Source organism: Erwinia sp. 198 (assembly GCF_003937915.1).
Taxonomy (GTDB): Bacteria; Pseudomonadota; Gammaproteobacteria; order Enterobacterales; family Enterobacteriaceae; genus Erwinia; species Erwinia aeris.
Genome location: NZ_RHUM01000010.1, coordinates 1 through 23,528 on the forward strand (window position 1 = coordinate 1; position 23,528 = coordinate 23,528).

Annotated in this window: 26 protein-coding genes and 1 pseudogene; 7 read left to right on the forward strand and 20 right to left on the reverse strand. The window is 55.4% G+C overall.

What is annotated here, in order from left to right; translation table 11 throughout:
* The 9 genes and pseudogenes from EGK14_RS14595 to fkpA form a co-directional block, all read right to left on the reverse strand.
* Positions 1-81, reverse strand: a pseudogene (locus tag EGK14_RS14595) (elongation factor Tu); the annotation flags it as partial.
* 70 nt (positions 82-151) lie between these two features.
* The gene (gene fusA, locus EGK14_RS14600) at positions 152-2,266 is read right to left on the reverse strand and encodes an elongation factor G (protein WP_125289828.1); all 2,115 of its coding nucleotides are present in this window, start codon (positions 2,264-2,266) and stop codon (positions 152-154) included.
* An 87-nt stretch (positions 2,267-2,353) separates the two neighbouring features.
* Positions 2,354-2,824: a 30S ribosomal protein S7 gene (rpsG, locus tag EGK14_RS14605; protein WP_125289829.1), complete on the reverse strand. Its 471-nt coding sequence runs from the start codon at positions 2,822-2,824 to the stop codon at positions 2,354-2,356.
* 96 nt (positions 2,825-2,920) lie between these two features.
* On the reverse strand, positions 2,921-3,295 hold the full coding sequence (gene rpsL, locus EGK14_RS14610) for a 30S ribosomal protein S12 (RefSeq protein ID WP_075182598.1): 375 nt from the start codon (positions 3,293-3,295) through the stop codon (positions 2,921-2,923).
* Positions 3,296-3,419: 124 nt separating this feature from the next.
* A complete protein-coding gene (tusB, locus tag EGK14_RS14615) occupies positions 3,420-3,707 on the reverse strand; it encodes a sulfurtransferase complex subunit TusB (protein WP_125289830.1) in 288 nt (95 codons plus the stop codon).
* 8 nt (positions 3,708-3,715) lie between these two features.
* Complete coding sequence (gene tusC, locus EGK14_RS14620) at positions 3,716-4,075, reverse strand: sulfurtransferase complex subunit TusC (protein ID WP_125289831.1); 360 nt, start codon at positions 4,073-4,075, stop codon at positions 3,716-3,718.
* A complete protein-coding gene (gene tusD / locus EGK14_RS14625) occupies positions 4,075-4,461 on the reverse strand; it encodes a sulfurtransferase complex subunit TusD (protein ID WP_125289832.1) in 387 nt (128 codons plus the stop codon). Before tusD ends, tusC begins: the two co-directional genes overlap by 1 nt.
* Complete coding sequence (locus EGK14_RS14630) at positions 4,461-5,183, reverse strand: transcriptional regulator (protein ID WP_125289833.1); 723 nt, start codon at positions 5,181-5,183, stop codon at positions 4,461-4,463. Before EGK14_RS14630 ends, tusD begins: the two co-directional genes overlap by 1 nt.
* Positions 5,184-5,362: 179 nt before the next feature.
* Positions 5,363-6,202 (reverse strand): FKBP-type peptidyl-prolyl cis-trans isomerase, encoded by an 840-nt coding sequence (gene fkpA, locus EGK14_RS14635; RefSeq protein WP_125289834.1) that lies wholly within the window; start codon positions 6,200-6,202, stop codon positions 5,363-5,365.
* 275 nt (positions 6,203-6,477) lie between these two features.
* Between fkpA and EGK14_RS14640 the strand changes: the two genes are divergently transcribed.
* On the forward strand, positions 6,478-6,696 hold the full coding sequence (locus EGK14_RS14640) for a protein SlyX (RefSeq protein ID WP_125289835.1): 219 nt from the start codon (positions 6,478-6,480) through the stop codon (positions 6,694-6,696).
* A 51-nt stretch (positions 6,697-6,747) separates the two neighbouring features.
* Here the strand turns inward: EGK14_RS14640 and slyD are convergent, their stop codons facing one another.
* From slyD to kefG, 4 genes are all read right to left on the reverse strand, one after another.
* Positions 6,748-7,296 (reverse strand): peptidylprolyl isomerase, encoded by a 549-nt coding sequence (slyD, locus tag EGK14_RS14645; RefSeq protein WP_125289836.1) that lies wholly within the window; start codon positions 7,294-7,296, stop codon positions 6,748-6,750.
* Between the two features lie 126 nt (positions 7,297-7,422).
* A complete protein-coding gene (locus EGK14_RS14650; RefSeq protein ID WP_125289837.1) occupies positions 7,423-7,617 on the reverse strand; it encodes a YheV family putative zinc ribbon protein in 195 nt (64 codons plus the stop codon).
* A gap of 67 nt (positions 7,618-7,684) precedes the next feature.
* Positions 7,685-9,490 carry a glutathione-regulated potassium-efflux system protein KefB gene (kefB, locus tag EGK14_RS14655; RefSeq protein WP_125289838.1) on the reverse strand — a complete coding sequence of 602 codons (1,806 nt, stop codon included), beginning with the start codon at positions 9,488-9,490 and terminating at the stop codon, positions 7,685-7,687.
* Complete coding sequence (kefG, locus tag EGK14_RS14660) at positions 9,491-10,042, reverse strand: glutathione-regulated potassium-efflux system ancillary protein KefG (RefSeq protein WP_125289994.1); 552 nt, start codon at positions 10,040-10,042, stop codon at positions 9,491-9,493.
* Positions 10,043-10,167: 125 nt separating this feature from the next.
* Between kefG and EGK14_RS14665 the strand changes: the two genes are divergently transcribed.
* A complete protein-coding gene (locus tag EGK14_RS14665) occupies positions 10,168-12,069 on the forward strand; it encodes an ABC transporter ATP-binding protein (RefSeq protein WP_125289839.1) in 1,902 nt (633 codons plus the stop codon).
* A 37-nt stretch (positions 12,070-12,106) separates the two neighbouring features.
* On the opposite strand, the gene EGK14_RS14670 is transcribed toward EGK14_RS14665, so the two are convergent.
* Positions 12,107-13,594: a nicotinate phosphoribosyltransferase gene (locus EGK14_RS14670; RefSeq protein ID WP_125289840.1), complete on the reverse strand. Its 1,488-nt coding sequence runs from the start codon at positions 13,592-13,594 to the stop codon at positions 12,107-12,109.
* Entirely contained in the window at positions 13,584-14,456 is an 873-nt protein-coding gene (gene prs / locus EGK14_RS14675; protein WP_125289841.1) for a ribose-phosphate diphosphokinase, read from the reverse strand. Before prs ends, EGK14_RS14670 begins: the two co-directional genes overlap by 11 nt.
* A 208-nt stretch (positions 14,457-14,664) precedes the next feature.
* On the opposite strand from prs, the gene EGK14_RS14680 reads away from it, so the two are divergent.
* Positions 14,665-15,390: an NUDIX domain-containing protein gene (locus tag EGK14_RS14680; RefSeq protein WP_125289842.1), complete on the forward strand. Its 726-nt coding sequence runs from the start codon at positions 14,665-14,667 to the stop codon at positions 15,388-15,390.
* Positions 15,391-15,400: 10 nt separating this feature from the next.
* Here the strand turns inward: EGK14_RS14680 and tauD are convergent, their stop codons facing one another.
* The 5 genes from tauD to EGK14_RS14705 all read right to left on the reverse strand — a co-directional run bounded on the left by tauD (position 15,401) and on the right by EGK14_RS14705 (position 19,732).
* Entirely contained in the window at positions 15,401-16,258 is an 858-nt protein-coding gene (tauD, locus tag EGK14_RS14685) for a taurine dioxygenase (RefSeq protein ID WP_125289843.1), read from the reverse strand.
* The gene (gene tauC / locus EGK14_RS14690) at positions 16,255-17,082 is read right to left on the reverse strand and encodes a taurine ABC transporter permease TauC (RefSeq protein ID WP_125289844.1); all 828 of its coding nucleotides are present in this window, start codon (positions 17,080-17,082) and stop codon (positions 16,255-16,257) included. The genes tauD and tauC overlap by 4 nt, the downstream gene beginning before the upstream one ends.
* Positions 17,079-17,846, reverse strand: coding sequence for a taurine ABC transporter ATP-binding subunit (tauB, locus tag EGK14_RS14695; protein WP_125289845.1), 768 nt, complete (start codon positions 17,844-17,846; stop codon positions 17,079-17,081). Before tauB ends, tauC begins: the two co-directional genes overlap by 4 nt.
* Positions 17,847-17,855: 9 nt before the next feature.
* The gene (gene tauA, locus EGK14_RS14700) at positions 17,856-18,833 is read right to left on the reverse strand and encodes a taurine ABC transporter substrate-binding protein (protein WP_125289846.1); all 978 of its coding nucleotides are present in this window, start codon (positions 18,831-18,833) and stop codon (positions 17,856-17,858) included.
* A gap of 296 nt (positions 18,834-19,129) precedes the next feature.
* Positions 19,130-19,732, reverse strand: a complete 603-nt coding sequence (locus tag EGK14_RS14705; protein ID WP_125289847.1) for a LysE family translocator — start codon at positions 19,730-19,732, stop codon at positions 19,130-19,132.
* A gap of 84 nt (positions 19,733-19,816) precedes the next feature.
* On the opposite strand from EGK14_RS14705, the gene EGK14_RS14710 reads away from it, so the two are divergent.
* The 4 genes from EGK14_RS14710 (at position 19,817) to EGK14_RS14725 (ending at position 23,469) form a co-directional block, all read left to right on the forward strand.
* Positions 19,817-20,851, forward strand: a complete 1,035-nt coding sequence (locus EGK14_RS14710; RefSeq protein WP_125289848.1) for a hydrolase — start codon at positions 19,817-19,819, stop codon at positions 20,849-20,851.
* Entirely contained in the window at positions 20,808-21,023 is a 216-nt protein-coding gene (locus tag EGK14_RS14715; protein WP_125289849.1) for a YheU family protein, read from the forward strand. The genes EGK14_RS14710 and EGK14_RS14715 overlap by 44 nt, the downstream gene beginning before the upstream one ends.
* Before the next feature lie 197 nt (positions 21,024-21,220).
* On the forward strand, positions 21,221-22,027 hold the full coding sequence (locus tag EGK14_RS14720) for a DUF1460 domain-containing protein (RefSeq protein WP_125289850.1): 807 nt from the start codon (positions 21,221-21,223) through the stop codon (positions 22,025-22,027).
* Between the two features lie 2 nt (positions 22,028-22,029).
* Complete coding sequence (locus tag EGK14_RS14725; RefSeq protein ID WP_125289851.1) at positions 22,030-23,469, forward strand: SH3 domain-containing C40 family peptidase; 1,440 nt, start codon at positions 22,030-22,032, stop codon at positions 23,467-23,469.
* Positions 23,470-23,528 lie beyond the last annotated feature (59 nt).

The following is a 23,528-nucleotide window of genomic DNA, read 5'->3' on the forward strand; positions in this document are numbered from 1 at the left end:
GGTAGTTTTACCGTGGTCAACGTGGCCGATAGTACCAACGTTGACGTGCGGTTTGGAACGTTCAAATTTTTCTTTAGCCACGGCGATATTCCTTACTTTCTGTGCTCTCCCCTGTGGAAAGGAGAGCACGGGATCAATTGGTTAAACCCGATTATTTACCACGGGCTTCAATAACAGCCTGAGCGACGTTGTTTGGCGCGTCATCATACTTCAGGAATTCCATGGAGTAAGATGCACGGCCTTTGGTGATAGAACGCAGCTGTGTAGCATATCCGAACATTTCAGACAGCGGCACTTCAGCGTGGATCACAACGCCAGTCACGTTGGATTCCTGACCGCGCAGCGTACCACGACGACGGCTCAGGTCACCGATAACGTCACCAGTGTTCTCTTCAGGCGTTTCAACTTCAACCTTCATGATAGGCTCAAGCAGCACAGGCTGTGCTTTCTTAAAGCCATCTTTAAAGGCGATAGATGCCGCCAGTTTAAACGCCAGCTCAGAGGAGTCAACGTCATGGTAAGAACCGAAGTGCAGACGCACGCCCAGATCTACTACCGGGTAACCCGCCAGTGGGCCAGCTTTCAGCTGTTCCTGAATGCCTTTATCAACCGCAGGGATGTATTCGCCAGGAATTACACCACCTTTGATGTCGTTGATAAATTCGTAGCCTTTCGGGTTTGAACCCGGCTCCAGTGGGTACATGTCGATAACAACATGACCGTACTGACCGCGACCACCAGACTGCTTGGCGTGTTTACCTTCGACGTCGGTTACTTTAGAGCGAATCGCTTCGCGGTAAGCAACCTGAGGTTTACCGACGTTCGCTTCAACGTTGAATTCGCGCTTCATGCGGTCAACGATGATGTCGAGGTGCAGCTCACCCATACCGGCGATGATAGTCTGGTTAGACTCTTCATCAGTCCATACGCGGAATGATGGGTCTTCTTTAGCCAGACGGCCCAGAGCCAGACCCATTTTTTCCTGGTCAGCTTTGGTTTTCGGTTCTACAGCGATAGAGATTACCGGCTCAGGGAATTCCATGCGCTCCAGAATGATAACGTTATCCGGATCACACAGGGTGTCACCGGTAGTCACGTCTTTCAGACCGATAGCCGCAGCGATATCGCCTGCGCGAACTTCTTTGATCTCTTCACGCTTGTTAGCGTGCATCTGTACGATACGGCCCAGACGCTCGCGCTGAGATTTAACCGGGTTGTACACGGTGTCGCCAGAGTTAACGATACCAGAGTAAACGCGGAAGAATGTCAGGTTACCAACAAACGGGTCGGTAGCGATTTTAAACGCCAGCGCAGCAAACGGCTCGTTGTCGTCAGAGTGACGAACTGCCGGCGTATCTTTACCGTCGTCCAGAATACCGTTGATCGCTGTAACGTCAGTTGGTGACGGCAGATATTCGATCACGGCATCCAGCATCGCCTGAACACCTTTGTTCTTAAATGCAGAACCACAGGTAACCAGGATGATTTCGTTGTTCAGTACGCGCTTACGCAGAGAAGCTTTGATCTCTTCTTCGGTCAGCTCTTCGCCGCCAAAGAATTTTTCCATCAGCTCATCAGAGCCTTCAGCTGCGGCTTCAATCAGTTTCTGGCGCCATTCTTCAGCCAGTTCCTGCATATCAGCTGGGATCTCTTCGTAATCGAAGGTCACGCCTGCGTCTGCGTCGTTCCAGTTGATCGCTTTCATCTTGATCAGGTCAACAACGCCGGTGAAGTTCTCTTCTGCGCCGATAGCCAGCTGCAGAGGAACCGGAGTTGCGCCCAGACGTGCTTCAATCTGGCCAACTACTTTCAGGAAGTTAGCACCCATGCGGTCCATTTTGTTAACGAACGCGATGCGTGGAACTTTGTATTTGTTAGCCTGACGCCATACGGTTTCAGACTGTGGCTGAACACCACCAACTGCACAGTAAACCATTACTGCGCCGTCAAGAACACGCATGGAACGTTCTACTTCGATGGTGAAGTCAACGTGTCCTGGGGTGTCGATGATGTTAACGCGGTGCGGCTCGAACTGCTTAGCCATACCTGACCAGAAAGCGGTAGTCGCTGCGGAGGTAATGGTAATACCACGCTCCTGCTCCTGCGCCATCCAGTCCATTGTGGCTGCGCCATCATGAACTTCACCGATTTTATGGTTTACACCGGTGTAGAACAGAATACGTTCGGTAGTGGTTGTCTTACCGGCGTCGATGTGTGCACTGATACCGATGTTACGGTAGCGTGTAATGGGTGTTGTACGAGCCATTTGATTCCTCTGATTCTAGGACGTTCAAAGTTAAATCCCAGCGGGGTCAACTGAACGCCCGCTGGGTTAATAACAACTACTGAGCTGTTACCAGCGGTAGTGTGCGAACGCCTTGTTGGCTTCGGCCATACGGTGAACGTCTTCACGTTTCTTCACTGCGGTACCTTTGTTTTCCGCAGCATCAGAAAGTTCGTTCGCCAGGCGCAGAGCCATTGATTTATCACCGCGTTTACGAGCAGCTTCAACGATCCAACGCATTGCCAGAGCATTACGACGAACCGGACGGACTTCAACTGGTACCTGATAAGTAGAACCACCAACGCGACGGGATTTAACTTCCACGGTTGGGCGGACGTTGTCCAGGGCTACTTCGAATGCTTCCAGTTCGCCTTTACCAGCACGCTGAGCCAGGGTCTCAAGTGCAGTATAAACGATTGATTCAGCAGTAGATTTTTTACCATCTACCATCAGGATATTTACAAATTTGGCCAGCAGCTCTGATCCGAACTTAGGATCTGGCAGAATTTTACGCTGACCAATGACGCGACGACGTGGCATGGAAATACTCCGTTGTTAATTCAGGATTGTCCAAAACTCTACGAGTTTATTATGACATTTAAGATAAAACGTTTGGCCTTACTTAACGGAGAACCATTAAGCCTTTGGCTTCTTCACGCCGTACTTGGAGCGAGCCTGCTTACGGTCTTTAACACCTGAGCAGTCCAGCGCGCCACGAACGGTGTGGTAACGCACACCTGGCAAGTCTTTAACACGACCGCCACGGATCAGGATCACGGAGTGCTCCTGCAGGTTATGACCTTCACCGCCGATATAGGAGGTAACTTCAAAACCGTTAGTCAAACGCACACGGCAAACTTTACGCAGTGCGGAGTTTGGTTTTTTAGGGGTAGTGGTGTACACACGAGTACATACGCCACGTTTCTGCGGGCAAGCTTCCAGCGCAGGCACGTTGCTCTTTGCAACTTTGCGTGCGCGTGGTTTGCGAACCAGCTGGTTAACTGTTGCCATTAAATAGCTCCTGGAATTTGCTTTTGCTTCGTAAACACGTAATAAATCGCCTCGTCAGATAACGAGGACGCGGAATTTTAGGGCTGAGCAGAAAAGGTGTCAAGAAATAACCAGGATATCGTACTCACCAGGTCATTTGTTGAGTCTGTTTTACCGTCAGCGCGACGAACTCAGTATAGCCTACTGCAACCGCGCTGGATGAAATTTGAGCAGAAAGCCCGCGAGCGATAACATCGTCCTGCAGCACGTAAAAAGAAATGGGGGCGGCACGCAGCGATTCAAGGGCCTGGCTGCCTTCCAGCGCCGCCAGCACGCCGTCCTGTAGCAGCAATACCTCGTCCCCTTCCGCCAGCAGCCGCAGCATGGCGTTGAAATCGCACTTAAAAGGCGAATTGATCAGCGTATGCAGCATACCTTCCCTCAGAAAGAAATTATTTGATCGTATTTTTCCAGCTCCGCACGCAGCGCCGAGGGCGACAGCACCGCTACCGGCAGCGCCTTTAACGCGGCGGCGTCAACACCACGCTCGGCCAGCGAAGCTGAACAGGCATAGAAATTTTCCAGATCGTAGAGCGGCAGCACGCCAAAGGTGGCGACGTAGTTGCGCGCCAGCACTTTTTCCGGCTGCTGGCCGCCCAACAGCTGCATCACGCCGTCGCTGATAAAGAACAGCGCCACGTCCTCGCTAAGCGCGGAAACGGCCAGTACCGCATCCAGTCCTTCTCTTCCGGCGCTGGAGCCGTGCGGTGCCTGGCTGAATACAAAGGCGATTCGCTTCATTAAAACTGCACCATTCGTTCACTGCTTAATGCGGCTTCCGCCAGCGCGCCCAGACCGGAAAGCTGAAAGCCTTCAGCCAGATTGGCGGCGGGCAGGCCCTGATTTTTCGCTTCCTGCTCGTCCGTGATACCGCGGCGCAGCGCGGCGGCCACACAGATATTAAGCGCAACGTGATGGTCACGATGCAGCTGCTGCCATGCCTGAGTCAGATTGAACTCGTCACTGGCCGGCGAGGTTAGCGCGCTGGCGTTAAGTACGCCCTCACGATAAAAAAAGACGCTTTCCAGCTCGTGACCTTCCGCCAGCAGCGCCTGCGCGAACAGCCAGGCCGAGCTGGCCTGCTGGGTACCGTAGGCCGGGCCGGTAACTAACAGCGTGTAACGCATCAGCGCTCGCTTCCCTGAAAGTCGCCGTTTTTAAACTGGCGGATATAGAGATAAACGGTGTGCTTAGAAATATTCAGTCGATCCGCCACCTGATTTATCGCGTCTTTGATGTCGAAAATGCCTTTCTCATAGAGGTTCAGCACAATCTGGCGGTTCTTGGCATTGTTGGAGATATTGCGGTCGTTGCTGACCTCTTCAATCGTAAACTCCAGCGTCTGCATCACCAGATCCTCCACCGAGGAGGCGAAGTTGACGGAAGAGTCCATCTCCGGCGTTTCCGGCGGGATAAAAGTTGCCATAATCTGCGAGAAAGGCACATCCAGGTTCATATTGATGCACAGCAGACCGATAACGCGCTGTTTGCCGTTACGGATAGCGATGGTAACGGATTTCATCAGCACGCCGCTTTTGGCGCGGGTGAAATAGGCTCTGGAAACATTACTTTCCGCATCGGTCATATCATGCAGCATTCGCAACGCCAGATCGGTTATCGGTGAACCGATTTTGCGGCCGGTATGTTCGCCATTAGCGATCCTGACCGCCGAGCATTTCAAATCTTCCAGCGAATGCAGGACGATTTCGCAGTGCGAGCCGATTAGCATCGCCAGCCCATCAACCACGGCTTCGTAAGATTTAAGAATAGCAAAATCGGTTTGCTCGAAGGGATGCTGCTCCAGTAATTCCAGATCGTTCACATCACCGGTAAAAATTGAACCAGACATTAAGACACCACCCTTAAAAGAGCCCGCGGTATGCGGCTCGCGCAGGTTAGTTTCGAAGAGCGTCAGTCTAGCAAATATCGGAAATGCCTGTCCTGACCTTTGTCATGTATTTCTTGTGGACATAGCGCGGTGGAGGAAAAGGCAGGGGAAATGCCGCCACGAGCGTGGCGGCACGGGCATTATTTGGTCTGGGTAGCGGCTGGCGCTTCGGTCGGTGCCTGCGCGTTGGCGTCCGCTTTCGCGGCCGGTTTGATATCCAGCAGCTCTACATCGAACACCAGCGTAGAGTTAGCCGGGATACCCGGAACGCCGTTTTTACCATAGGCAAGCTGCGGTGGGATCACCAGCTTAATTTTGCCGCCTTTCTTCACGTGCTTCAGGCCTTCGGTCCAGCCAGGGATCACGCCGTCCAGACGGAAAGAGAGCGGCTCGCCGCGCGTGTAGGAGTTGTCGAACTCAGAGCCGTCGATCAGCGTCCCTTTGTAGTTAACCACTACGGTATCGCTGTCTTTCGGCGCGTCGCCGGTGCCTTCTTTCTCTACCTGATACAGCAGGCCGGATTCGGTTTTCTTCACGCCTTTTTCTTTGGCGAATTTAGTCGCGAAGGCGTTGCCTTTCTCAGTGTTTTCTTTCGCGTCTTTTTCCATCTTCGCCTGAGCGGCGGTTTTCACGCGGCCTTCAAACGCCTGCAGGGTCTGCTCGATCTCCTGATCGGACAGCTTGCTCTTGCCGGCGAAAGCGTCCTGGACGCCGGAGATCAGCTGCTGCTTATCCAGCGTGATGCCCAGTTTCTCCTGCTCTTTCAGCGAGTTTTCCATGTAGCGGCCAAGCGATGCGCCCAGTGCATAGGCAGACTGCTGGTCTTCGTTTGTAAACGCGGCATTCTTCGGTGCCTGCTGTGGCGCCTGTGCGGCTGGAGCTGATGGCGCCGCGGCGGTTTCGGCTGCTGAGGCCAGCGGTGCGTTCAGCGCAACGCCCAGGGTGGTGGCTAACAGTGTGACTTTAAATAGTGATTTCATCCATTTCTCCAAAACCGAAGCCTCTCACCTCGGAAATCGTTTTACAGACAGAGCCTGTACTCTAACAACCGTGCGCGAGCAAACTGCATACCCTCGCAATGAAAACTAACTACTTCCGACCGCTTGTCTGTCCGAAAGTTTCACCATGAAGATGCAGGTAACCAGGGCTTTTTTCAACGGTACGGGCGAAATTAAACCGACTATGCCTGTGCTGGCCCGGTTTTTGCCGTTAGAATCGGAACAATCCAGCCCTGACGGCAGCAAGAGGAAAGAATATGCAACAATCCGTGTTTGAGCAGCGCCTGGAGCTGTTGGAAAGCCGTTTGGCCTTTCAGGAGCACACTATCGAAGAGCTGAACCAGACGGTGGTTCATCACGAGCTGGAAATGGCCCGCCTGCGCGAGCAGATGCGCCTGCTGACCGACAAACTGAAGGCGGCAGCACCGTCAATGGTCGCTTCGCAGTCGGAAGAGACGCCGCCGCCGCACTATTGATTTTGCGCCAAAAAAAAGGCCACCTTATCGGTGGCCTTTTTTCATTTAAGCTTAGTGGCTGCAGCCGCAGCCGCCGGTGCCACAACCGCCTTTACCGTGGTCATGATCGTGGTCGTGATCGTGATGGTGGTCGTGCTCGCCGTGAACGTGGCCATGAGCCAGCTCTTCCTCGGTCGCTTCACGGATCGCCACAACTTCCACGTTGAAGTTCAGGTTCTGGCCAGCCAGCATATGGTTGCCGTCAACCACCACGTGGTCATCTTCCACTTCGGTGATTTCAACCGGTACCGGACCCTGATCGGTTTCCGCCAGGAAACGCATGCCAACCTGCAGTTCATCAACGCCCATAAAGACGTCTTTCGGCACGCGCTGCACCAGGTTGTCGTCGTACTGGCCGTAGGCTTCGTCAGCTGCGATGTGCACTTCAAACTTGTCGCCGGCTTCGTGATTTTCCAGCGCCTTTTCCAGACCAGAAATCAGGGAACCATGACCGTGCAGATAGTCCAGCGGTGCGGTCACCGGAGACTCATCAACCAACACACCGTCTTCCGTACGTACCTGATATGCCAGGCTGACTACCAGGTCTTTTGCTACTTTCATGATTACTCCTAACCGTTGAGAGCTTGAAACATCGGCGGATTTGCCGGCAAGCTCTGAGTTTGCGCTGATTGTAATGAATTTCAACGCCGCTGTAAGATACAGCTTAAAAAAAGCTGAGCCATAACGCTACTCAGGATGAAAAATTCCGATCACTTGCTCATTAGTGCGAACTTCGTCACGAACATGCTTGTCTGCTTCGCGCATCTGATGACCGCACTTAACGCATTCAACCACATCAACATTATTTTCAACCCACAGAGCAAGGGTATCTTTAGCCTGGCACTTTGGACAAGTCGCCCCGGCAATAAATCTTTTACGCATAGGTTTTCCGATTAAATAAAAGGCAACGCAAAGCGATGCCGGCTCAGTAAGAAGCTTTCGCCCCGCCCTATTCCGATTCGTCCCAGCCGTCAAACTGGCGCTTTTCGTGCCGCATTTCGGCCTGGAAGATATCTTCCAGCTCGCGCCGGGCTTCTTTCACGCGGGAAATCTGCTGGCTGTCGCCGTGGTTCGGCATCAGCTCGCGCAGCATGCGCATATCCAGGCGACGGAAGTGCTGCTGCGCGCGGAAGGCCTGATGCGGATGCATCCCCAGTGACATCAGCGTTTTACGGCCCAGCTCCAGCGCACTGGAGAAGGTTTCACGTGAGAACTGGGTGACGCCCGCCTGCAACAGTTCATGCGCCTCCACGCGGCCACGCGCCCGCGCCAGAATTTGCAAATGCGGGAAATGATGCTGGCAGAGCCGCACGATTTCCATCGCGTCTTCCGGGCCGTTGCAGGTAATAACGATAGACTGCGCCGTTTCTGCGCCTGCGGCGCGTAGCAGCTCCAGCTCGGTGGCATCGCCATAGTATACTTTATAGCCATAGGTTCGCATCAGGCTGACCGCGCTGATATCGCGCTCCAGCACCGTGATCCGCTTTTCGTTGGCCATCAGCAAACGCGCCACCACCTGACCGAAACGTCCGAAGCCGACCACGATAACCTGCGGCTTGTCATCTTCGACAAAGTGCTTCTCTTCGCTGTCGTCGCCGTCGTTAAACCGCTTCGCCAGGATTTTATCCACGCTCTGCATCAGCAGCGGCGTGGTCATCATCGATAGCGTTACCGTCACCAGCAGCAGCGGCATCTGGTCGCCGCTGAACAGTTTTGCCGACGAGGCGGCGGAAAAAAGCACGAACGCGAACTCGCCGCCCTGGCTTAACACCGCCGAAAACTGTAGCCGCTCAGAACTGCGCAGGCCAAAGATGCGCGACAGCAAATAAAGCACGCCCGCTTTGATCGCGACCAGTAGTACCACGCCCACTAAAATCTCGATGATATGGGTATAAAGCACGCCCAGATTCAGCGCCATGCCTACCGAGATAAAGAACAGCCCCAGCAGCAATCCTTTAAAAGGATCGATAGCGACTTCCAGCTCGTGTCGGTATTCGCTTTCAGCAAGCAGAATGCCGGCGATAAAGGTCCCCAGCGCCATCGACAGCCCCAGCGCGTCCATAAACAGCGCCGATCCCAGCACCAGCAACAGGGCAGCGGCGGTAAAAACTTCCCGCACGCCGGAAGCGGCGATAAAACGGAAAATAGGCCGCAGCAGAAAACGGCCGCCGACCAGCATCCCGGCAAACGCCAGCACCTTCATGCCTACTTTCATCCAGTCGGTGTGGCCGCTGTCGCCGCCCGCCAGCAGCGGCACCAGCGCCAGCGCCGGGATCACCGCCAGATCCTGGAACAGCAGCACCGAAAAGCCCAGCTGGCCGGATTCATTGCGCTTCATGCCCTTGTCGCTCATCAGCTGCAGCGCCATCGCCGTAGAGGACATCGCCAGGCCAAGACCGCCTATCGCCGCCGCCTGCCAGGAGAAGTCGGTCAGCCAGAGCAGGCTGCCCAGTATCGCCGCGCTGAACATAACCTGCGCCGCGCCAACGCCGAAAATCGAGCGCCGCAGCTCCCAGAGTTTGGAGGGATTCAGCTCCAGCCCGATGATAAACATCAGAAAAACGACGCCAAGCTCGGAAAAATGCAGAATTTCCTCTACGTCGCTGATAAAGCCCAGCCCCCATGGCCCGATAGCGATACCGGCCAGCAGATAGCCCAGCACCGCGCCAATGCCGAGCCGGGCCGCGATCGGAACGGCGATAACCGCCGCAAAAAGATAGACCACGCCAGCCGTGAGCAGGGTTTGTCCTTCCATTCAGGTGCCTCCATAGGGCAAAGGTGACGACAGCCAGTCGCCGTAGGCGCGCGCATAATTTTTCATGACTTCCGGGGTCTGCCGTCGCGCCCAGTAGATAATCATCGGCGTCAGCCAGTGCATACGGCACATTTGCGCTGTCAGCTCGAACGGCCGCATGATGGCCGACAGCGGATAACGGTTAAGCCCTTCCTGGTGGTAGGCCGTTTCCGGTTCGCCGGTGGTCACCACGCTGCGCCAGTATTTTCCTTCCAGCACGTTGCCGCCAGGGCCGCTGGCGAAGCCGCGCGACAGCACGCGATCCAGCCACTCCTTCAGCAGCGCGGGGCAGCTGTAGGTATAAAGCGGATGTTGAAAAACAATGATGTCATGCTCGCGCAGCAGCTGCTGTTCGTAGTGGATATCAATAAAAAAGTCTGGATAGTGCGCGTACAGGTCGTGAACGGTCACGTTCGGTAACGCTTTAGCCGGCTCCAGCAAAACCCGATTAGCAATCGAGTCCTGGGATTCCGGATGCGCGTAAAGCAGCAAAACTTTGGGCGGCTGCGACATCAATCCCCTCCAAATCGTCGTCACGGCGGGGAAATTCCGCTACCATGCTCGACACCGCGGAATCGTGCATTCCGCAAAGCATTTATGATGGTTCAATTTAACATATTCTGGTTATTACGGCGCTTATGATTCTCTTCTCATCGTTACAAATCCGACGCGGCGTGCGCGTCCTGCTGGATAACGCCTCCGCCACCATCAATCCCGGTCAGAAAGTGGGGCTGGTAGGCAAAAACGGCTGCGGTAAATCCACGCTGCTGTCGCTGCTTAAGAACGAGATAAGCGCCGATGCGGGCAGCTTTACCTATCCGGGCAACTGGTCGCTGGCCTGGGTTAACCAGGAGACGCCCGCGCTGAATACGCCCGCTATCGAATATGTCATTGATGGCGATCGCGAGTATCGCCAGCTGCAGGCGGATCTGGCGAAGGCCAACGAAAACGACGACGGGCACGCTATCGCCACGCTGCACGGCAAGCTGGACGCCGTTCAGGCATGGACAATACAGTCGCGCGCCGCCAGCCTGCTTAACGGTTTGGGCTTTTCTCAGGAACAGCTTCAGCGCCCCGTCAGCGACTTCTCCGGCGGCTGGCGGATGCGCCTGAATCTGGCACAGGCGCTGATTTGCCGCTCCGACCTGCTGCTGCTTGACGAACCAACCAACCACCTCGATCTGGACGCGGTGATCTGGCTGGAGCGCTGGCTGAAAAGCTATCAGGGTACGCTGATCCTGATTTCCCACGACCGCGACTTTCTCGATCCCGTAGTGGATAAAATCCTGCATATCGAACAGCAGTCGATCTTTGAATACACCGGCAACTACAGCTCGTTTGAGATCCAGCGCGCCACCAAACTGGCGCAGCAGCAGTCGATGTTTGAAAACCAGCAGCAGAAGGTGGCGCATCTGCAAAGCTTTATCGACCGCTTTAAGGCCAAGGCCAGCAAGGCGAAGCAGGCGCAAAGCCGCATCAAAATGCTGGAGCGCATGGAGCTTATCGCACCCGCCCACGTCGATAATCCCTTTACTTTCAGCTTCCGCGCGCCGGAAAGCCTGCCTAATCCGCTGTTGAAGATGGAAAAAGTCAGCGCGGGCTATGCCGATCGCGTCATTCTGGATTCTATCAAGCTGAACCTGGTTCCCGGCTCGCGCATCGGTCTGCTGGGCCGCAACGGCGCGGGCAAATCCACGCTGATTAAGCTGCTGGCCGGCGAGCTGGCCCCGCTGAAAGGCGATATCGGCCTGGCGAAAGGCATCAAGCTCGGCTACTTCGCCCAGCATCAGCTGGAATTCTTACGGGCGGATGAATCACCGTTGCAGCATCTGGTGCGGCTGGCGCCAAAAGTGCTGGAACAGCAGCTGCGCGACTACCTGGGCGGCTTTGGTTTTCAGGGCGATAAGGTCACCGAGCAGACCGAACGCTTCTCCGGCGGCGAAAAAGCGCGGCTGGTGCTGGCGCTGATTGTCTGGCAGCGCCCTAACCTGCTGCTGCTGGATGAACCGACCAACCACCTCGATTTGGATATGCGCCAGGCGCTGACTGAAGCGCTGATCGATTTTGAAGGGGCGCTGGTGGTGGTTTCGCACGATCGCCATCTGCTGCGCTCCACCACTGACGATCTCTACCTGGTCCACGACGGTAAAGTAGAAGCCTTTGACGGCGATCTGGAAGACTACCAGCAGTGGCTGAGCGATCTGCAAAAGCAGACCAGCGCCGCCGCCGAACCGAAACAGGAAAGCGGCAACAGCGCGCAGGCCAGAAAGGATCAGAAGCGCCGCGAGGCGGAACTGCGCACGCAAACGCAGCCGCTGCGCAAGCAGATCGAAAAGCTGGAAAAGCAGATGGAAAAACTCAACGCCACGCTGGCCGATGCGGAAACAAAGCTGGCGGATACCGCGCTGTACGATCAGAGCCGCAAGGCCGATCTTACGGCGGCGCTGCAGCAGCAGGCTGAAGCGAAATCCGCGCTGGAAGCGTGCGAGATGGACTGGCTGGATGCGCAGGAGCAGCTCGAAACGATGCTGGCTTCATAAACAGAGCCGGGAGAAAGGTTTCTTTCTCCCGACCTGATTACCGCTCCGCCAGGCGTCGACGCAGCGTGGACAGATCCTCAACGTTAAGCAGTTTGCCGTTTAAAAAACGGGTTTTCAGTTCGCCGCCCTGCTCCTGCTCCCGGCTCTGCCGATCCAACAGATAGTAGTCGCCTGCGCTATCCCGCTCTACCCGTAGCAGTCCTCTGGCGGATTTTTTCAGGCCGCCGTCGGTTTTTGGCTGCTTGAAAATCTCACGCTCAACGCCCTGCACCTCGCCCCATGTCGCCTTCATCGCAAAGCCGAACGTATCGCGCGTACTGTATTGATAAGTGTAAGATCCGACGCCGAAGACCACGTTGCTGCTGGCGAAACCTTTAGCCTCCAGACGGGCAAGGATCTGGTTAGCCCGCGCCAGCGTAATCGAGTCGCCATAGATCAGCCCAACGTGCTCATCCAACACCCGGTAGCCTTTTGCATTAACGGTGCCGCCAAAAATGTCCCACAGCACCTCTACCGATCCTTTTTGCTGTGGCGTCCGCGCCGGATCGCTGTCGCTATCGTCGCCGGTTCCGCAAAGGATCTCCACCGGGTCGCCGCTGTCCGGGCGGAAAACCAGACGCCCCTGCCGCGCCATGATGTCTGCTTTCAGCTCGCGACTGTATTCCGTAAGCACCTTCCAGTAATCCCAGGTATCCGAGACGATGGAAACGAAGCCGTGAGGGTAGAGTTCGGTAATCAGACGACGAAAGGTGGCTATTTCTCCCTGCTCTTCGCCCATGCACATAACGCTGTGCTCGGTCGCCGGAATGCTGCCCGCAATAAAATAGTCTTTGGGCGGCGTGTAGTACTGACGTAGATAAAGAATCGAAGGAAGACTGTCGGTGCCGGTAAAGCTCAGCAGATGGCCGGCGCCTGCCTGGGCGGCATCGTGCAGCCCGGACATGCCCCGCAGCGAAAAGTCATGGCACTGAAAATCCAGATGGCTCTGGTCATCGCAGGTCAGGGCCGCCCAACGCTCGCAGACCAGCCGGTAATGGTAAGCGATAGTGGCGTTAGTGGAGGCTTTCCATAATTCTGCTGACATCACGCTTTCCAGGTAATTAACCAGCCAGAAAAAATCATCAACGGTATTGGTAATGGTCAGGACCGGCACCTGCATCGGCACCTTGCTGCCTTCGTCCAGGCTTTTGATTTCCAGCGGCAGATAGCCCAGGCGATGCAGCGCCCGGATGTGTTCCACATCAATACGCGCTTTGCCCAGATAGCTGTCCATCAGCTGTTGGTATTCCGTAACGACTTCTTCTTCGGGTCGGGCAAAAAACGCCTCGTTAAACAGATCGACCATAAACCACTGTAGAAAGCCCTGTAGCCCAAAGAACACCAGCCGGTTATCCGACAGCGGCGACGAAAAAAAGCGGTTACCGCGCGGCGTAAAATTTGAGTAAATGCGGCTGGTTCCCTGCGGGTACTGTTCGCGATGGGAGGTTTTATAACCGTCGATAGCCAGAATGGGATTAATGCGCATGGGCCGCTCCTTTGTTGTTATAAATAGTTTCAATATCAATCAGTTCAACCCGCTCGCCGGCTATCGCCGGATCGGCTACTGAAGTCGTCGTCCAGATATGATCGATGCCCTGCTGCAACAGCGCGGCGACATCCCGGCTAAACAAGCCGTGGGTAACGTACAGGCTGACCGAACGCGCGCCCGCCGCACGCAGCACCGCGGCCGAGCCGATAAAGGTGCCGCCCGCATCGCACAAATCATCGGCTATCAGCACATCTTTGCCGGCCACGTCGCCCTGTAGCAGTGAAAAACCACTTAGCGCACCGCTGCTCAGGTCGCGGTGTTTCCCCAGGATGCCATACTCGCGGGCCGCCACCTGCTGCGCAACAGCATGGATTTTTTTTAGCGCTCCCGCGTCCGGTGCCATCAGCATCATGCCGCCGTGCAGTTTTTCCATCAGGTTGGCGCTGTGTCGGAGGCAAAGATGCTGCGGAATAGCCACCATGTTATTGACCACGGCCCCCGCCACGTCGCTATGGGGATCCAGCACCCTTATCCGGTCAAAGCCCAACTGATTCAAAAAACCGGCAAAGACTTTCAGGGCGAAACTGTCGCCTTCCTGCATATTGCGGTCCTGGCGGGCATAGGGAAGCCAGGGCAGCTCCAGCGTTGTCCATCGCAAATCGTATTGGCTGCGGGCGGCGTCCATAACCTGCGCCAGCAGCATCAAATCGTCCATATTGCGCATGGCCGTGGCGCGTACCTTCAATTTTTCCGCCCGGGCAAGGCGCGGCGGCAGCAGCCTTACGCGGACTGCGCCATCGGGAAAGCGGCCTGTTTCCAGCGCGACTTTGTTTCCATCAAGAAAGAGTTCCAGCAGCATCGTTTCCTCCCAGGCTAATAATGTCCTTGTGACATTTATATAATTGTCCCTGTGACATTATTTAGCAAGCGAAATTTACCACCGCGCATTATAAATCATTTAAGTTAATGATTTATAATGGTTAAAAAACCGAAAGCTGGGCGTGCATTGCAGGCTGTCCCTCTGCAATGCTAATGTGTCTGAGCGACAATTATTTACGGAAAAGCTTATGCTTTCAGAATCAGAGTATCTGGCCAGCTACGACGCCTCGCGCTACCCCTCTCCCATTGTGACCGTCGACAGCGTACTTTTTACGCTGCACGAGCAACAGCTCTGCGTACTGCTGGTACAGCGGGCCAATCATCCGCAAAAAGGCCGGTGGGGATTGCCCGGAGGGTTTATCGATATGCAGCATGATGTCTCAACGCGCGCCACCGCTTTAAGGAAGCTGCAGGAGAAAACCGGCGTGGTTCCCCCGTGGCTGGAACAGCTCGAAACTTTTTCCGGCCCCGATCGCGACCCGCGCGGCTGGAGCCTGACTACCGCCTGGTATGCGCTGATTGCGCAGGAGAGCTGTCGATCGTACAGCAGTGACGTCAGCGACGCCGCGTGGCTGCCGGTCAACACCGTGATGCAGCGCAAGGATATCGCCTTCGATCACCAGTCTATTATTACCAGCGCCTTAAAGCGGCTGCGGCAAAAAACGCTGTATACGCTGCTACCGGTGTTTTGCCTGCCGGAACGCTTTACGCTGACTCAGCTACAGGAAGCCACCGAAGCCATCCTTGGCCGCCCGGTGCAGCGGAAAAGCCTGATCCGCCGCTTTGATTCCTCAGAGATGTTTGAGGAAACGGGCGAGAGCGTAGCTACCGGCGCGCGCAAAGCCAAACTGTACCGCCGCAGGAAAGAGGCCGACGTGCACAACTTTACGCGTAATCTTATGCCTGCCGATTAGGCCGTGGCATTTATGCCCGGCCAGGCTGATAGAAAGGCTTGTCGCCCAGAATAGTAGCGCGATGCATAATCCGCCGTGCAGGCAGGTAGTCTGCATTGGCGTAGTGCTGGGTCACGCGGTTATCCCAAATCGCCACATCGTCCTGCTGCCATCGCCAGCGCACCTGGAACTCCGGTTTGGTGATATGCGCAAACAGAAAATTCAGCAGCGCGTCGCTCTCTTTCGGGCTGAGATCGACAATGCGCGTGGTGAATCCCTCATTAACAAACAGCGCCGACTTGCCGCTAACCGGATGCGTGCGCACGACCGGATGCAGCAGCGGCGGATTCTTCGCCACGGCCTGCCGCCAGCGCGCATGCTCCTCCTCGCTGCCGCGATACTTAAATTCCTGAAACGATTTGGTGAAGTCGTGCTCCGCCCGCAGGCCGGCAAGCAGAGCCTTAAAAGGCTCTGAAAGCGCATTGTAAGCAGCAATGCCGCTGGCCCAGAGCGTATCGCCACCGGTTTCCGGCAGCTGCTTTGCCGCCAGGATCGCCCCGGCCGGCGGCGTCTCGATAAAGGTCACGTCGGTGTGCCAGTTATCGTTGTCCGGCGGGTTATCATCATGCGTATCCAGCACGATAATCTCTTCCACATCCGGCGCGTGCGGATAGACGGGATGGATGTGCAGATCGCCAAAACGGGCCGCCAGCGCTCGCTGTTGGGCAGGCGTAACGGGCTGATTGCGGAAGAACAGCACCTGATGACGGATCAGCGCATGGTAAAGCTGCTCAAACTGCGCGTCGCTCAGCGGGCGGCTGAGATCCACGTCAGCGACCAGCGCGCCGATATAGGGGCCAAGCGCGGTAACAGACAGACGTTCATTCATGATGTGACTCCATGCCAGGGGGTTAAACGGCGCTGTAAGGCTCGCAGCCCCAGCTCAAGCGAAAAAGCAATCAGCGCGATAACGGTAATGCCTGCCAGTACCACATCGGTTGCCAGAAATTCACCGGCGGACTGCACCATAAAGCCCAGTCCGCGCGTGGCGGCGATAAGTTCGGCGGCCACCAGCGTTGACCAGCCGACGCCAAGACCGATACGCAGACCGGTTAAAATTTCCGGCAGCGCACCGGGCAGCACCACGAACCACAGCGTTTGCCAGCGGCTGGCGCCCAGCGACTGCGCGGCGCGCAGACGAACCTGCTGCGCGCTTTTGACGCCCGCCAGCGTGGACATCACCACGGGCGCGAAGATGGCCAGATAGATCAGCAGGATTTTGGACGTTTCGCCGATCCCGAACCAGATCACCATCAGCGGCAGATAGGCCAGCGGCGGCACCGGTCGATACAGCTCAATCAGCGGGTCAAGGATACCGCGCGCGGTGGCGTTCAGCCCCATCAGGATACCAATGGGCACGCCGATCAGCGCGGCCGCCAGCAGCGCTATCGCTATCCTTGTCAGGCTGGCGGCAAGATGCTGCCAGAGCGTCGCATCCATAAAACCCTGCGGGCCGGCAACCATCAGCAGCTGATGAAAAACCTGCTGTGGCGCGGGCAGAAAGAGCGGCGCGACCAGGCCAAAAGCGGTTACTGCCCACCAGATGCCCAACAGCGCCAGCAGGGTCGCCACGCTCAGGGTAAGCTGACGACCAAACGGCCAGCGCAGCCGCAATCGGCGCACAGCGACTTTTTCCGTGGATAACAGGCTCATGAAAACACCTCGCGCTGCTGGAACACCCGGCTTAATACATATTCCCGCGTGGCGATAAAAGCGGGATCGGATTTGATGCTTCGACAGGCTTCTCCGGCGGCATAACGGCGGCCAAACGCCAGCGGCAGGCGCTCGATAATTTTGCCGGGGCCGGGCGACAGCAGGATCAGCTCGCTGGCCAGAAAAACCGCCTCCTCAATATCGTGCGTAATCAGCAGCACCTGCTTGCCGCTGTCCCGCCACAGGTTCAGCAACAGCTCCTGCATCTGCTCGCGGGTAAAGGCATCCAGCGCGCCGAAAGGTTCGTCCAGCAACAGCAGCTGTGGATCGGCGGCTAAGGCTCTGGCGATACCTACGCGCTGGCGCATCCCGCCGGAAAGCTGCCAGATAAATTTCTTTTCCGCGCCGCCCAGTCCGACACTTTTCAGCATCTGACGGGCCTTTTGATGACGCGCCGCTTTATCCATCCCGGCCAGCTGAAGGCCAAAGGCGACGTTATCCAGCACGTTGCGCCACGGCAGCAGTCCTTCATGCTGAAATACCACGCCGCGCTCGGCTCCCGGCCCGGTTACGCGCTGGCCGTCCAGCGTAATGCTGCCCGACTCCGGCGTCATAAAACCGGCAATCAGATTCAGCAGCGTAGTTTTGCCACAGCCTGAAGGCCCCAGCACCACTACCAGCTCTTCCCCGGCAATCGTCAGGTTGATATCTTCAAGCGCGAGGTGGCCGGCGTAGCGGGCCGTCAGATGCGAGACTGAAAGCATGGCGGCTCCTTACTGGGTAAGATTTTTAACAAAGCGGTTGGTGACAAAGCCGCTGTAATCGCTGGCAACCTGCGGCACTTTGCCCTGCTCTTTTAAAAACTGTGCGGTATCGCCGATAGCCTTATCGACCGGCTGGCCCAGCTGTTCAACCTGCTCCTGCGCCGTCAGGTAAGTGTTGCCTTTTACCAACCCCGGGACCTGCTGCTTCGGCACGCCGCTCAGACGCGAAAGCCTGGCGAGGTTATTGTCATCCTTAAGCCACTGTTCAGGACTATCCAGATAGGCCTTTTGCGCATCCAGCGCGCTACGGGCGAAAGCGGTGACTATCTCAGGATGCTGCTGCGCGAAATCTTTACGCACTACCCAGACGTCCAGCGTTGGCGCACCCCACTTGCCGACCTGCGCGGAGTCGGTCAGTACCTTTCCTTCCTTCTCCAGCTCATTCACCGCCGGCGCCCAGACGTAGGCGCCGTCAATGTCGCCACGTTGCCAGGCAGCGATAATCGCGGGCGGCTGAAGATTAACAATTTGCACCTGGCCCGGCTTGATGCCCCAGTGCTTAAGCGCGGCCAGCAGGCTGTAGTGAGTGGTGGAGATAAAAGGCACGGCGATACGTTTGCCGATCAAATCTTTGGGATCCCTGATGCTTTTCTTCACCACCAGCGCTTCGGAATTGCCGAGCTGCGACGCCAGCAGAAACACCTCAATCGGCACCTGCTGGCTGGCCGCTACGGCAAGCGGGCTGGAGCCGATATTGCCGATTTGCACATCGCCCGAAGCCAGCGCTCTGACCACGCTGGATCCGCTGTCGAACTTGCGCCAGTCCACTTTTGCTCCGCTGGCTTTGGCAAAAGCGTCATTGGCCTGCGCCACTTTAGCCGGTTCTGCCGAGGTCTGATACGCCACGGTAACGTCCACCGCCTGTGCGCTCAGCGCCGAAAAAGAAAGGCTGAAGGCCAGCAGTGAAAGGGTAAATTTATGCGCCATGCTTTGCTCCGGTCGTTATTGTTATAAAGTGAACAACGCCTTTGTAACCGAGAGCGATTGCCGCGATAAAGTAATTAAAAATTATCGGTTATAACGATAAGTCCTTAGAAGAAAAGCAGGATTTTATTGCCGCCGAATGGGATTGCCTTTAAGGCGTCAGCGGCTGGCAGCAGCGTAAGCAGCGGGTTCAAAAACCCGCCGTAACGGCATAGGCGGTGGCGAGTAAACCAGGTCGCTGCTTAGAAGTGAGAATGGGAAAACACTTTGCCCGAAGCAATGCCCGGCTGGCACTCTGCTCAGCGCCAGATAAGCAGCACGCAGGCCGCCGTCAGCACGCCCATTGCCATATTGAATAGCGTCCAGGTGCGACGGCTGCGCAACAGGCGGCCAATCAGCGTGCCAAAGCCAAGCCAGATCAGGCCGGAAACCAGGTTAACCAGCGCCATCGCACAGCTGATAGCCATTACCGATCCCCGCCAGGCCTCACCGCTCAGGCTGAAGCTGGCGACCGCGCCCAGCGCCATCAGCCAGGCTTTGGGATTGATCAGCTGTAGCAGCCCGCCCTGCCAGAACGGCATTGGTGCAGTGGGGACAGCGCCGGTATCCAGCCGCTCATATTTCGCCGTGGCGATTTTCCACGCCAGCCACAGCAAATAGGCGCTTCCGGCAATTTTCAATACCAGATGCAAAGCAGGATAAAGCAGGATCAGGCCGCCAATGCCGAACGCGACCAGCAGCAGCATGACCTGCATGCCAATCATGATGCCGATCAGCAGCCACAGCGAACGCAGGAAACCAAAGTTGGCGCCCGAGGCGGTGAGTAACATATTATTAGGGCCTGGCGTGATTGCAGCGACCCACAAAAAACCCAGCATCGATAAAAACAGTTTCAGTTCCATATGAAACGGGCGCTCCTCACCCCCACTTAACAACAAACTTATCGAAGCTAACAGTATGACAAGGATCCGGGAAGCCTGTAGAAGATGAATTTTGACCGGTCGCTGGAAAATACTTTTCGCCCGATAGCGGGCATGAGCAACGCGCATTTGCAAACCATCCTGCCGCGTCTGGTTCGTCGCCGTATCGCTTTGCAGCCGCACTGGCAGCGCCTGACGCTTCCGGACAGCGATTTTGTCGATCTGGCCTGGAGCGAAGATCCGGCGCAAGCGAGCCACAAGCCGCGCGTGGTGCTGTTTCACGGCCTTGAGGGCAGCTTTCACAGCCCTTACGCGCACGGACTTTTGCAGGCCTGCCGACAGCGCGGCTGGCTGGGCGTGGTGATGCATTTTCGCGGCTGCGGCGGGGAACCGAACCGTCTGGAGCGCATTTATCATTCAGGCGAAACCGAAGACGCCAGCTATTTTTTACGCTGGCTACGGGAAACCTGGGGAACGGTGGCGACAGCTGCCGTAGGCTTTTCACTCGGCGGCAATATGCTGGGCTGCCTGATGGGGCAACAGGGCGACAGCTGTGTGCTGGATGCCGGCGTTATCGTTTCCGCGCCGCTGATGCTTGAACCCTGCAGCCAGCGGCTGGAGCAGGGATTCTCGCGAGTCTATCAGCGCTACCTGCTAAACTTGCTGAAGCAGAACGCCACCCGCAAGCTGCACGCCTGGCCCGGCACGCTGCCTGTCGATCTTACGCAGCTTAAGGCGCTTAAGGGACTCAGGGAGTTTGACGACGCCATTACCGCCAGAGCGCACGGTTTTGTGGACGCAACGGATTACTATCGCCGCTGTAGCGCGCTGCCGCTGCTTTCCGGCGTGCGTAAGCCTCTGCTGATTATTCATGCTAAAGACGACCCCTTTATGACCGACGAGGTCATTCCTGCGACCGACAGGCTGCCCGATTGCGTAACGTATCAGCTGACGCAGCACGGCGGACATGTGGGATTCGTGGGGGGAACGCTGCGCAGGCCGCAAATGTGGCTGGAGCAGCGTATACCGCAATGGCTTTCAACCTGGCTGGACAACGATGATTATTCCCTGGAAAGAACTGGACCCGGACACGCTCGCTAACCTGATTGAAGCCTTTGTGCTGCGGGAAGGCACCGACTATGGCGAGCAGGAGCGCTCGCTGGAGCAGAAAGTCAATGACGTTCGCCGCCAGCTGGCAAGCGGCGAGGCCGTGCTGGTTTGGTCAGAGCTGCACGAGACGGTCAATATCATGCCTAAAGGTCAGATCCGTTAACGCATCCCGCTGCCGGTCACGCAGAGCCGGCAGCAAATTTTTAAATAAAGCGAGAAGGTAATACCTGTCGCTTTAAAATATTACCTGCCTTATTAATATCAAATTAATAATTACTTCCATATTAATTATAAAATAAAATATTGCCAATTCTTCACGCGCGTAATAAAACCTCCTGACCCATAGAGAAGGAGTTCATAATGAGGTGTTTTTCCGCGCCAGCCGTTATTGCCTGTTTTTTATTAGCATCCTGTCGTTCCCATTCTTATAACACATTAATAATTACTGACGATAACTCACAACAAAAAATAGAAAAAATTCTACAAGATCAAATTAAACCCTACCCTCATCTTCCCATCAATGAAAAGATTAACCTTGTTTCTGAACAATTTATTGGAACGCCATACCGGGCCGACACGCTTATAGGTTCCGAAAGTCAGCCTGAAAAGCTGGTTGTCGATCTGACCGGCGTCGACTGCTTCACTTTTATTGATTATGTCAATGCACTGGCTCGCGCAACGACGAAAGCGGAATTTTATGCAGCGCTAATTAAGACGCGCTATGTGGAAGGGAAAATCACATTTCAATCCAGAAAGCATTTTTTCACCGACTGGGCGGCTTTGCCTTTCCGCAATGCAAAAGATGTCACAGCTACAGTCAGCCCACACTATCAGCAAGAGATAAAATACCTGAACCAGAAGGCTGATGGCAGTAAGTACCTTCCGGGAGTAGAGATTCATAAAAGAAATATTATCTGGATCCCCGGCAAATCCGTTGATCGCCAGACAATCGCCAATCTAAAAACCGGCGATTTTATCGGGATTTATACGGATATCGCCGGGCTGGATGTCACCCACGTTGGCATTTTTATTGCCAGCGACCTTGGGCCGCTGTTCAGAAACGCTTCATCGTTATCGAAAAACAGGAAAGTCGTAGATTCGCCTTTTCTTGAATACGTAAAAAACAAGCCGGGAATTATTGTTCTTCGCGCTAAAACCAGGGAGTAAAAATGAAAATAAAATATACTATTTTTATCTTTCCTTTGCTAATCGCAGGCTGCGATGCCTCTTCAAGGAATGTGGAGAATAAACAGAAGTGCAGTTTAGTTTCTTCTGTAGTTGAGAGTACACCGGTGGATGCGAAAAAATCCATTTTTCCCCTGACGCGTTATTCACAGGAGATAGATAAATGGATCCCACCCTCATCGGTGGTTAGCCAGAACCATCTGCTTGATGAATCGGCCCAGCAGCGTCATTTTCAGCAGCTTAAATCGCATTACTTCGGTACAGGTAAAAATGATGGATCGCCCTGGAATCAGGCCCGCATTGATAAAATTATCAGCAGCCACGAAGCGACTGATATTATTAATGATGAGATAAAAAACTATTTATCCGACAAGGCAAACTATTACGGGATCAATTTCAGATTGCTCAGCCCGGCCTGGAAAAATCAGGTCAAAGCTAATGCCACCGTCACGCTGCCTGATGCTTCCGCAGGTCGCGCCATTACCGTTCGGGAAACGCTGGCAAGAGCTTTGCCTGCCATTGATCCTGTGTTTAGCGATCCTCTTGTGGCAGGTGAGGGATACCCGTTTGACAATATCCAGGTTTCTGCAATACGCGCAGGCACGCCTGTCTATATACTGTCTACCAGCCGCGACAAAGCCTGGAAATTTATCGTGACGCCGACCGTGGTCGCCTGGGTAAAAAGCGATGATGTGGCTGACGTAAGCGATGCGTTCGTCGCAGACTGGCGGACACTGGCGGATCGGCAGCTGGGCGCGTATATCAAAGAACCTGTTTCCATCCATGACGGCGACACCTTTCATTTCATCGCCCGTCCGGGCACTATCCTGCCCGTACGTCAGGGGCCAACCGGCTTAAGCGTTGCTGTACCCGTAAAGCAGCCCGACGGTAGCGCACAGGTTAAATGGCTAAGCGCGCAGAAGGATACGCTTGCGCCCATGCCGCTGAAAATGACACCGGCTAACCTCGCCGTCCTGATGAAATCCATGCAGGGCAAACAGTATGGCTGGGGAGACTTTAACTTTTACAATGACTGCTCGCAGGAACTGCGCAGCCTGTTGATGCCTTTCGGCATCTTTTTGCCGCGCAACTCCGCCGCAGAAGCGGCCAGCGGTCGGGTTAAAAACCTCAGCGCATTAAGCCCGGCGGATCGCCTTGCTTATCTGGTCAAAAACGGCAGGCCGTTTACCACGCTAATCCATATTGATGGCCATATCATGCTTTACATCGGCAATACCGAACTGGACGGTAAAACGGTGCCGATGACCTATCAGAACATATGGGGGCTGCATACCCGCAGCCATGAAGGCAGAAGTATTATCGGCGGCGCCGTGTTCTTCCCTTTGCTGCTTAGCTACCCGGAAGACCGGGATCTCCTCTCCCTGGCAGCTAAACCGCTGTTCGCGCTTAGCTTTATTGAATAACCTCTGCCAGACGCACACTCCGGGAGAAGATGACACGGTATAGCAAAACGTGATAACAA

Bases quoted from the DNA above. Each gene is read 5' to 3' on its own strand.
- fusA (WP_125289828.1), bottom strand. From the start codon at position 2,266: ATGGCTCGTACAACACCCATTACACGCTACCGTAACATCGGTATCAGT.
- rpsG (WP_125289829.1), bottom strand. From the start codon at position 2,824: ATGCCACGTCGTCGCGTCATTGGTCAGCGTAAAATTCTGCCAGATCCT.
- rpsL (WP_075182598.1), bottom strand. From the start codon at position 3,295: ATGGCAACAGTTAACCAGCTGGTTCGCAAACCACGCGCACGCAAAGTT.
- tusB (WP_125289830.1), bottom strand. From the start codon at position 3,707: ATGCTGCATACGCTGATCAATTCGCCTTTTAAGTGCGATTTCAACGCC.
- tusC (WP_125289831.1), bottom strand. From the start codon at position 4,075: ATGAAGCGAATCGCCTTTGTATTCAGCCAGGCACCGCACGGCTCCAGC.
- tusD (WP_125289832.1), bottom strand. From the start codon at position 4,461: ATGCGTTACACGCTGTTAGTTACCGGCCCGGCCTACGGTACCCAGCAG.
- EGK14_RS14630 (WP_125289833.1), bottom strand. From the start codon at position 5,183: ATGTCTGGTTCAATTTTTACCGGTGATGTGAACGATCTGGAATTACTG.
- fkpA (WP_125289834.1), bottom strand. From the start codon at position 6,202: ATGAAATCACTATTTAAAGTCACACTGTTAGCCACCACCCTGGGCGTT.
- EGK14_RS14640 (WP_125289835.1), top strand. From the start codon at position 6,478: ATGCAACAATCCGTGTTTGAGCAGCGCCTGGAGCTGTTGGAAAGCCGT.
- slyD (WP_125289836.1), bottom strand. From the start codon at position 7,296: ATGAAAGTAGCAAAAGACCTGGTAGTCAGCCTGGCATATCAGGTACGT.
- EGK14_RS14650 (WP_125289837.1), bottom strand. From the start codon at position 7,617: ATGCGTAAAAGATTTATTGCCGGGGCGACTTGTCCAAAGTGCCAGGCT.
- kefB (WP_125289838.1), bottom strand. From the start codon at position 9,490: ATGGAAGGACAAACCCTGCTCACGGCTGGCGTGGTCTATCTTTTTGCG.
- kefG (WP_125289994.1), bottom strand. From the start codon at position 10,042: ATGTCGCAGCCGCCCAAAGTTTTGCTGCTTTACGCGCATCCGGAATCC.
- EGK14_RS14665 (WP_125289839.1), top strand. From the start codon at position 10,168: ATGATTCTCTTCTCATCGTTACAAATCCGACGCGGCGTGCGCGTCCTG.
- EGK14_RS14670 (WP_125289840.1), bottom strand. From the start codon at position 13,594: ATGCGCATTAATCCCATTCTGGCTATCGACGGTTATAAAACCTCCCAT.
- prs (WP_125289841.1), bottom strand. From the start codon at position 14,456: ATGCTGCTGGAACTCTTTCTTGATGGAAACAAAGTCGCGCTGGAAACA.
- EGK14_RS14680 (WP_125289842.1), top strand. From the start codon at position 14,665: ATGCTTTCAGAATCAGAGTATCTGGCCAGCTACGACGCCTCGCGCTAC.
- tauD (WP_125289843.1), bottom strand. From the start codon at position 16,258: ATGAATGAACGTCTGTCTGTTACCGCGCTTGGCCCCTATATCGGCGCG.
- tauC (WP_125289844.1), bottom strand. From the start codon at position 17,082: ATGAGCCTGTTATCCACGGAAAAAGTCGCTGTGCGCCGATTGCGGCTG.
- tauB (WP_125289845.1), bottom strand. From the start codon at position 17,846: ATGCTTTCAGTCTCGCATCTGACGGCCCGCTACGCCGGCCACCTCGCG.
- tauA (WP_125289846.1), bottom strand. From the start codon at position 18,833: ATGGCGCATAAATTTACCCTTTCACTGCTGGCCTTCAGCCTTTCTTTT.
- EGK14_RS14705 (WP_125289847.1), bottom strand. From the start codon at position 19,732: ATGGAACTGAAACTGTTTTTATCGATGCTGGGTTTTTTGTGGGTCGCT.
- EGK14_RS14710 (WP_125289848.1), top strand. From the start codon at position 19,817: ATGAATTTTGACCGGTCGCTGGAAAATACTTTTCGCCCGATAGCGGGC.
- EGK14_RS14715 (WP_125289849.1), top strand. From the start codon at position 20,808: ATGATTATTCCCTGGAAAGAACTGGACCCGGACACGCTCGCTAACCTG.
- EGK14_RS14720 (WP_125289850.1), top strand. From the start codon at position 21,221: ATGAGGTGTTTTTCCGCGCCAGCCGTTATTGCCTGTTTTTTATTAGCA.
- EGK14_RS14725 (WP_125289851.1), top strand. From the start codon at position 22,030: ATGAAAATAAAATATACTATTTTTATCTTTCCTTTGCTAATCGCAGGC.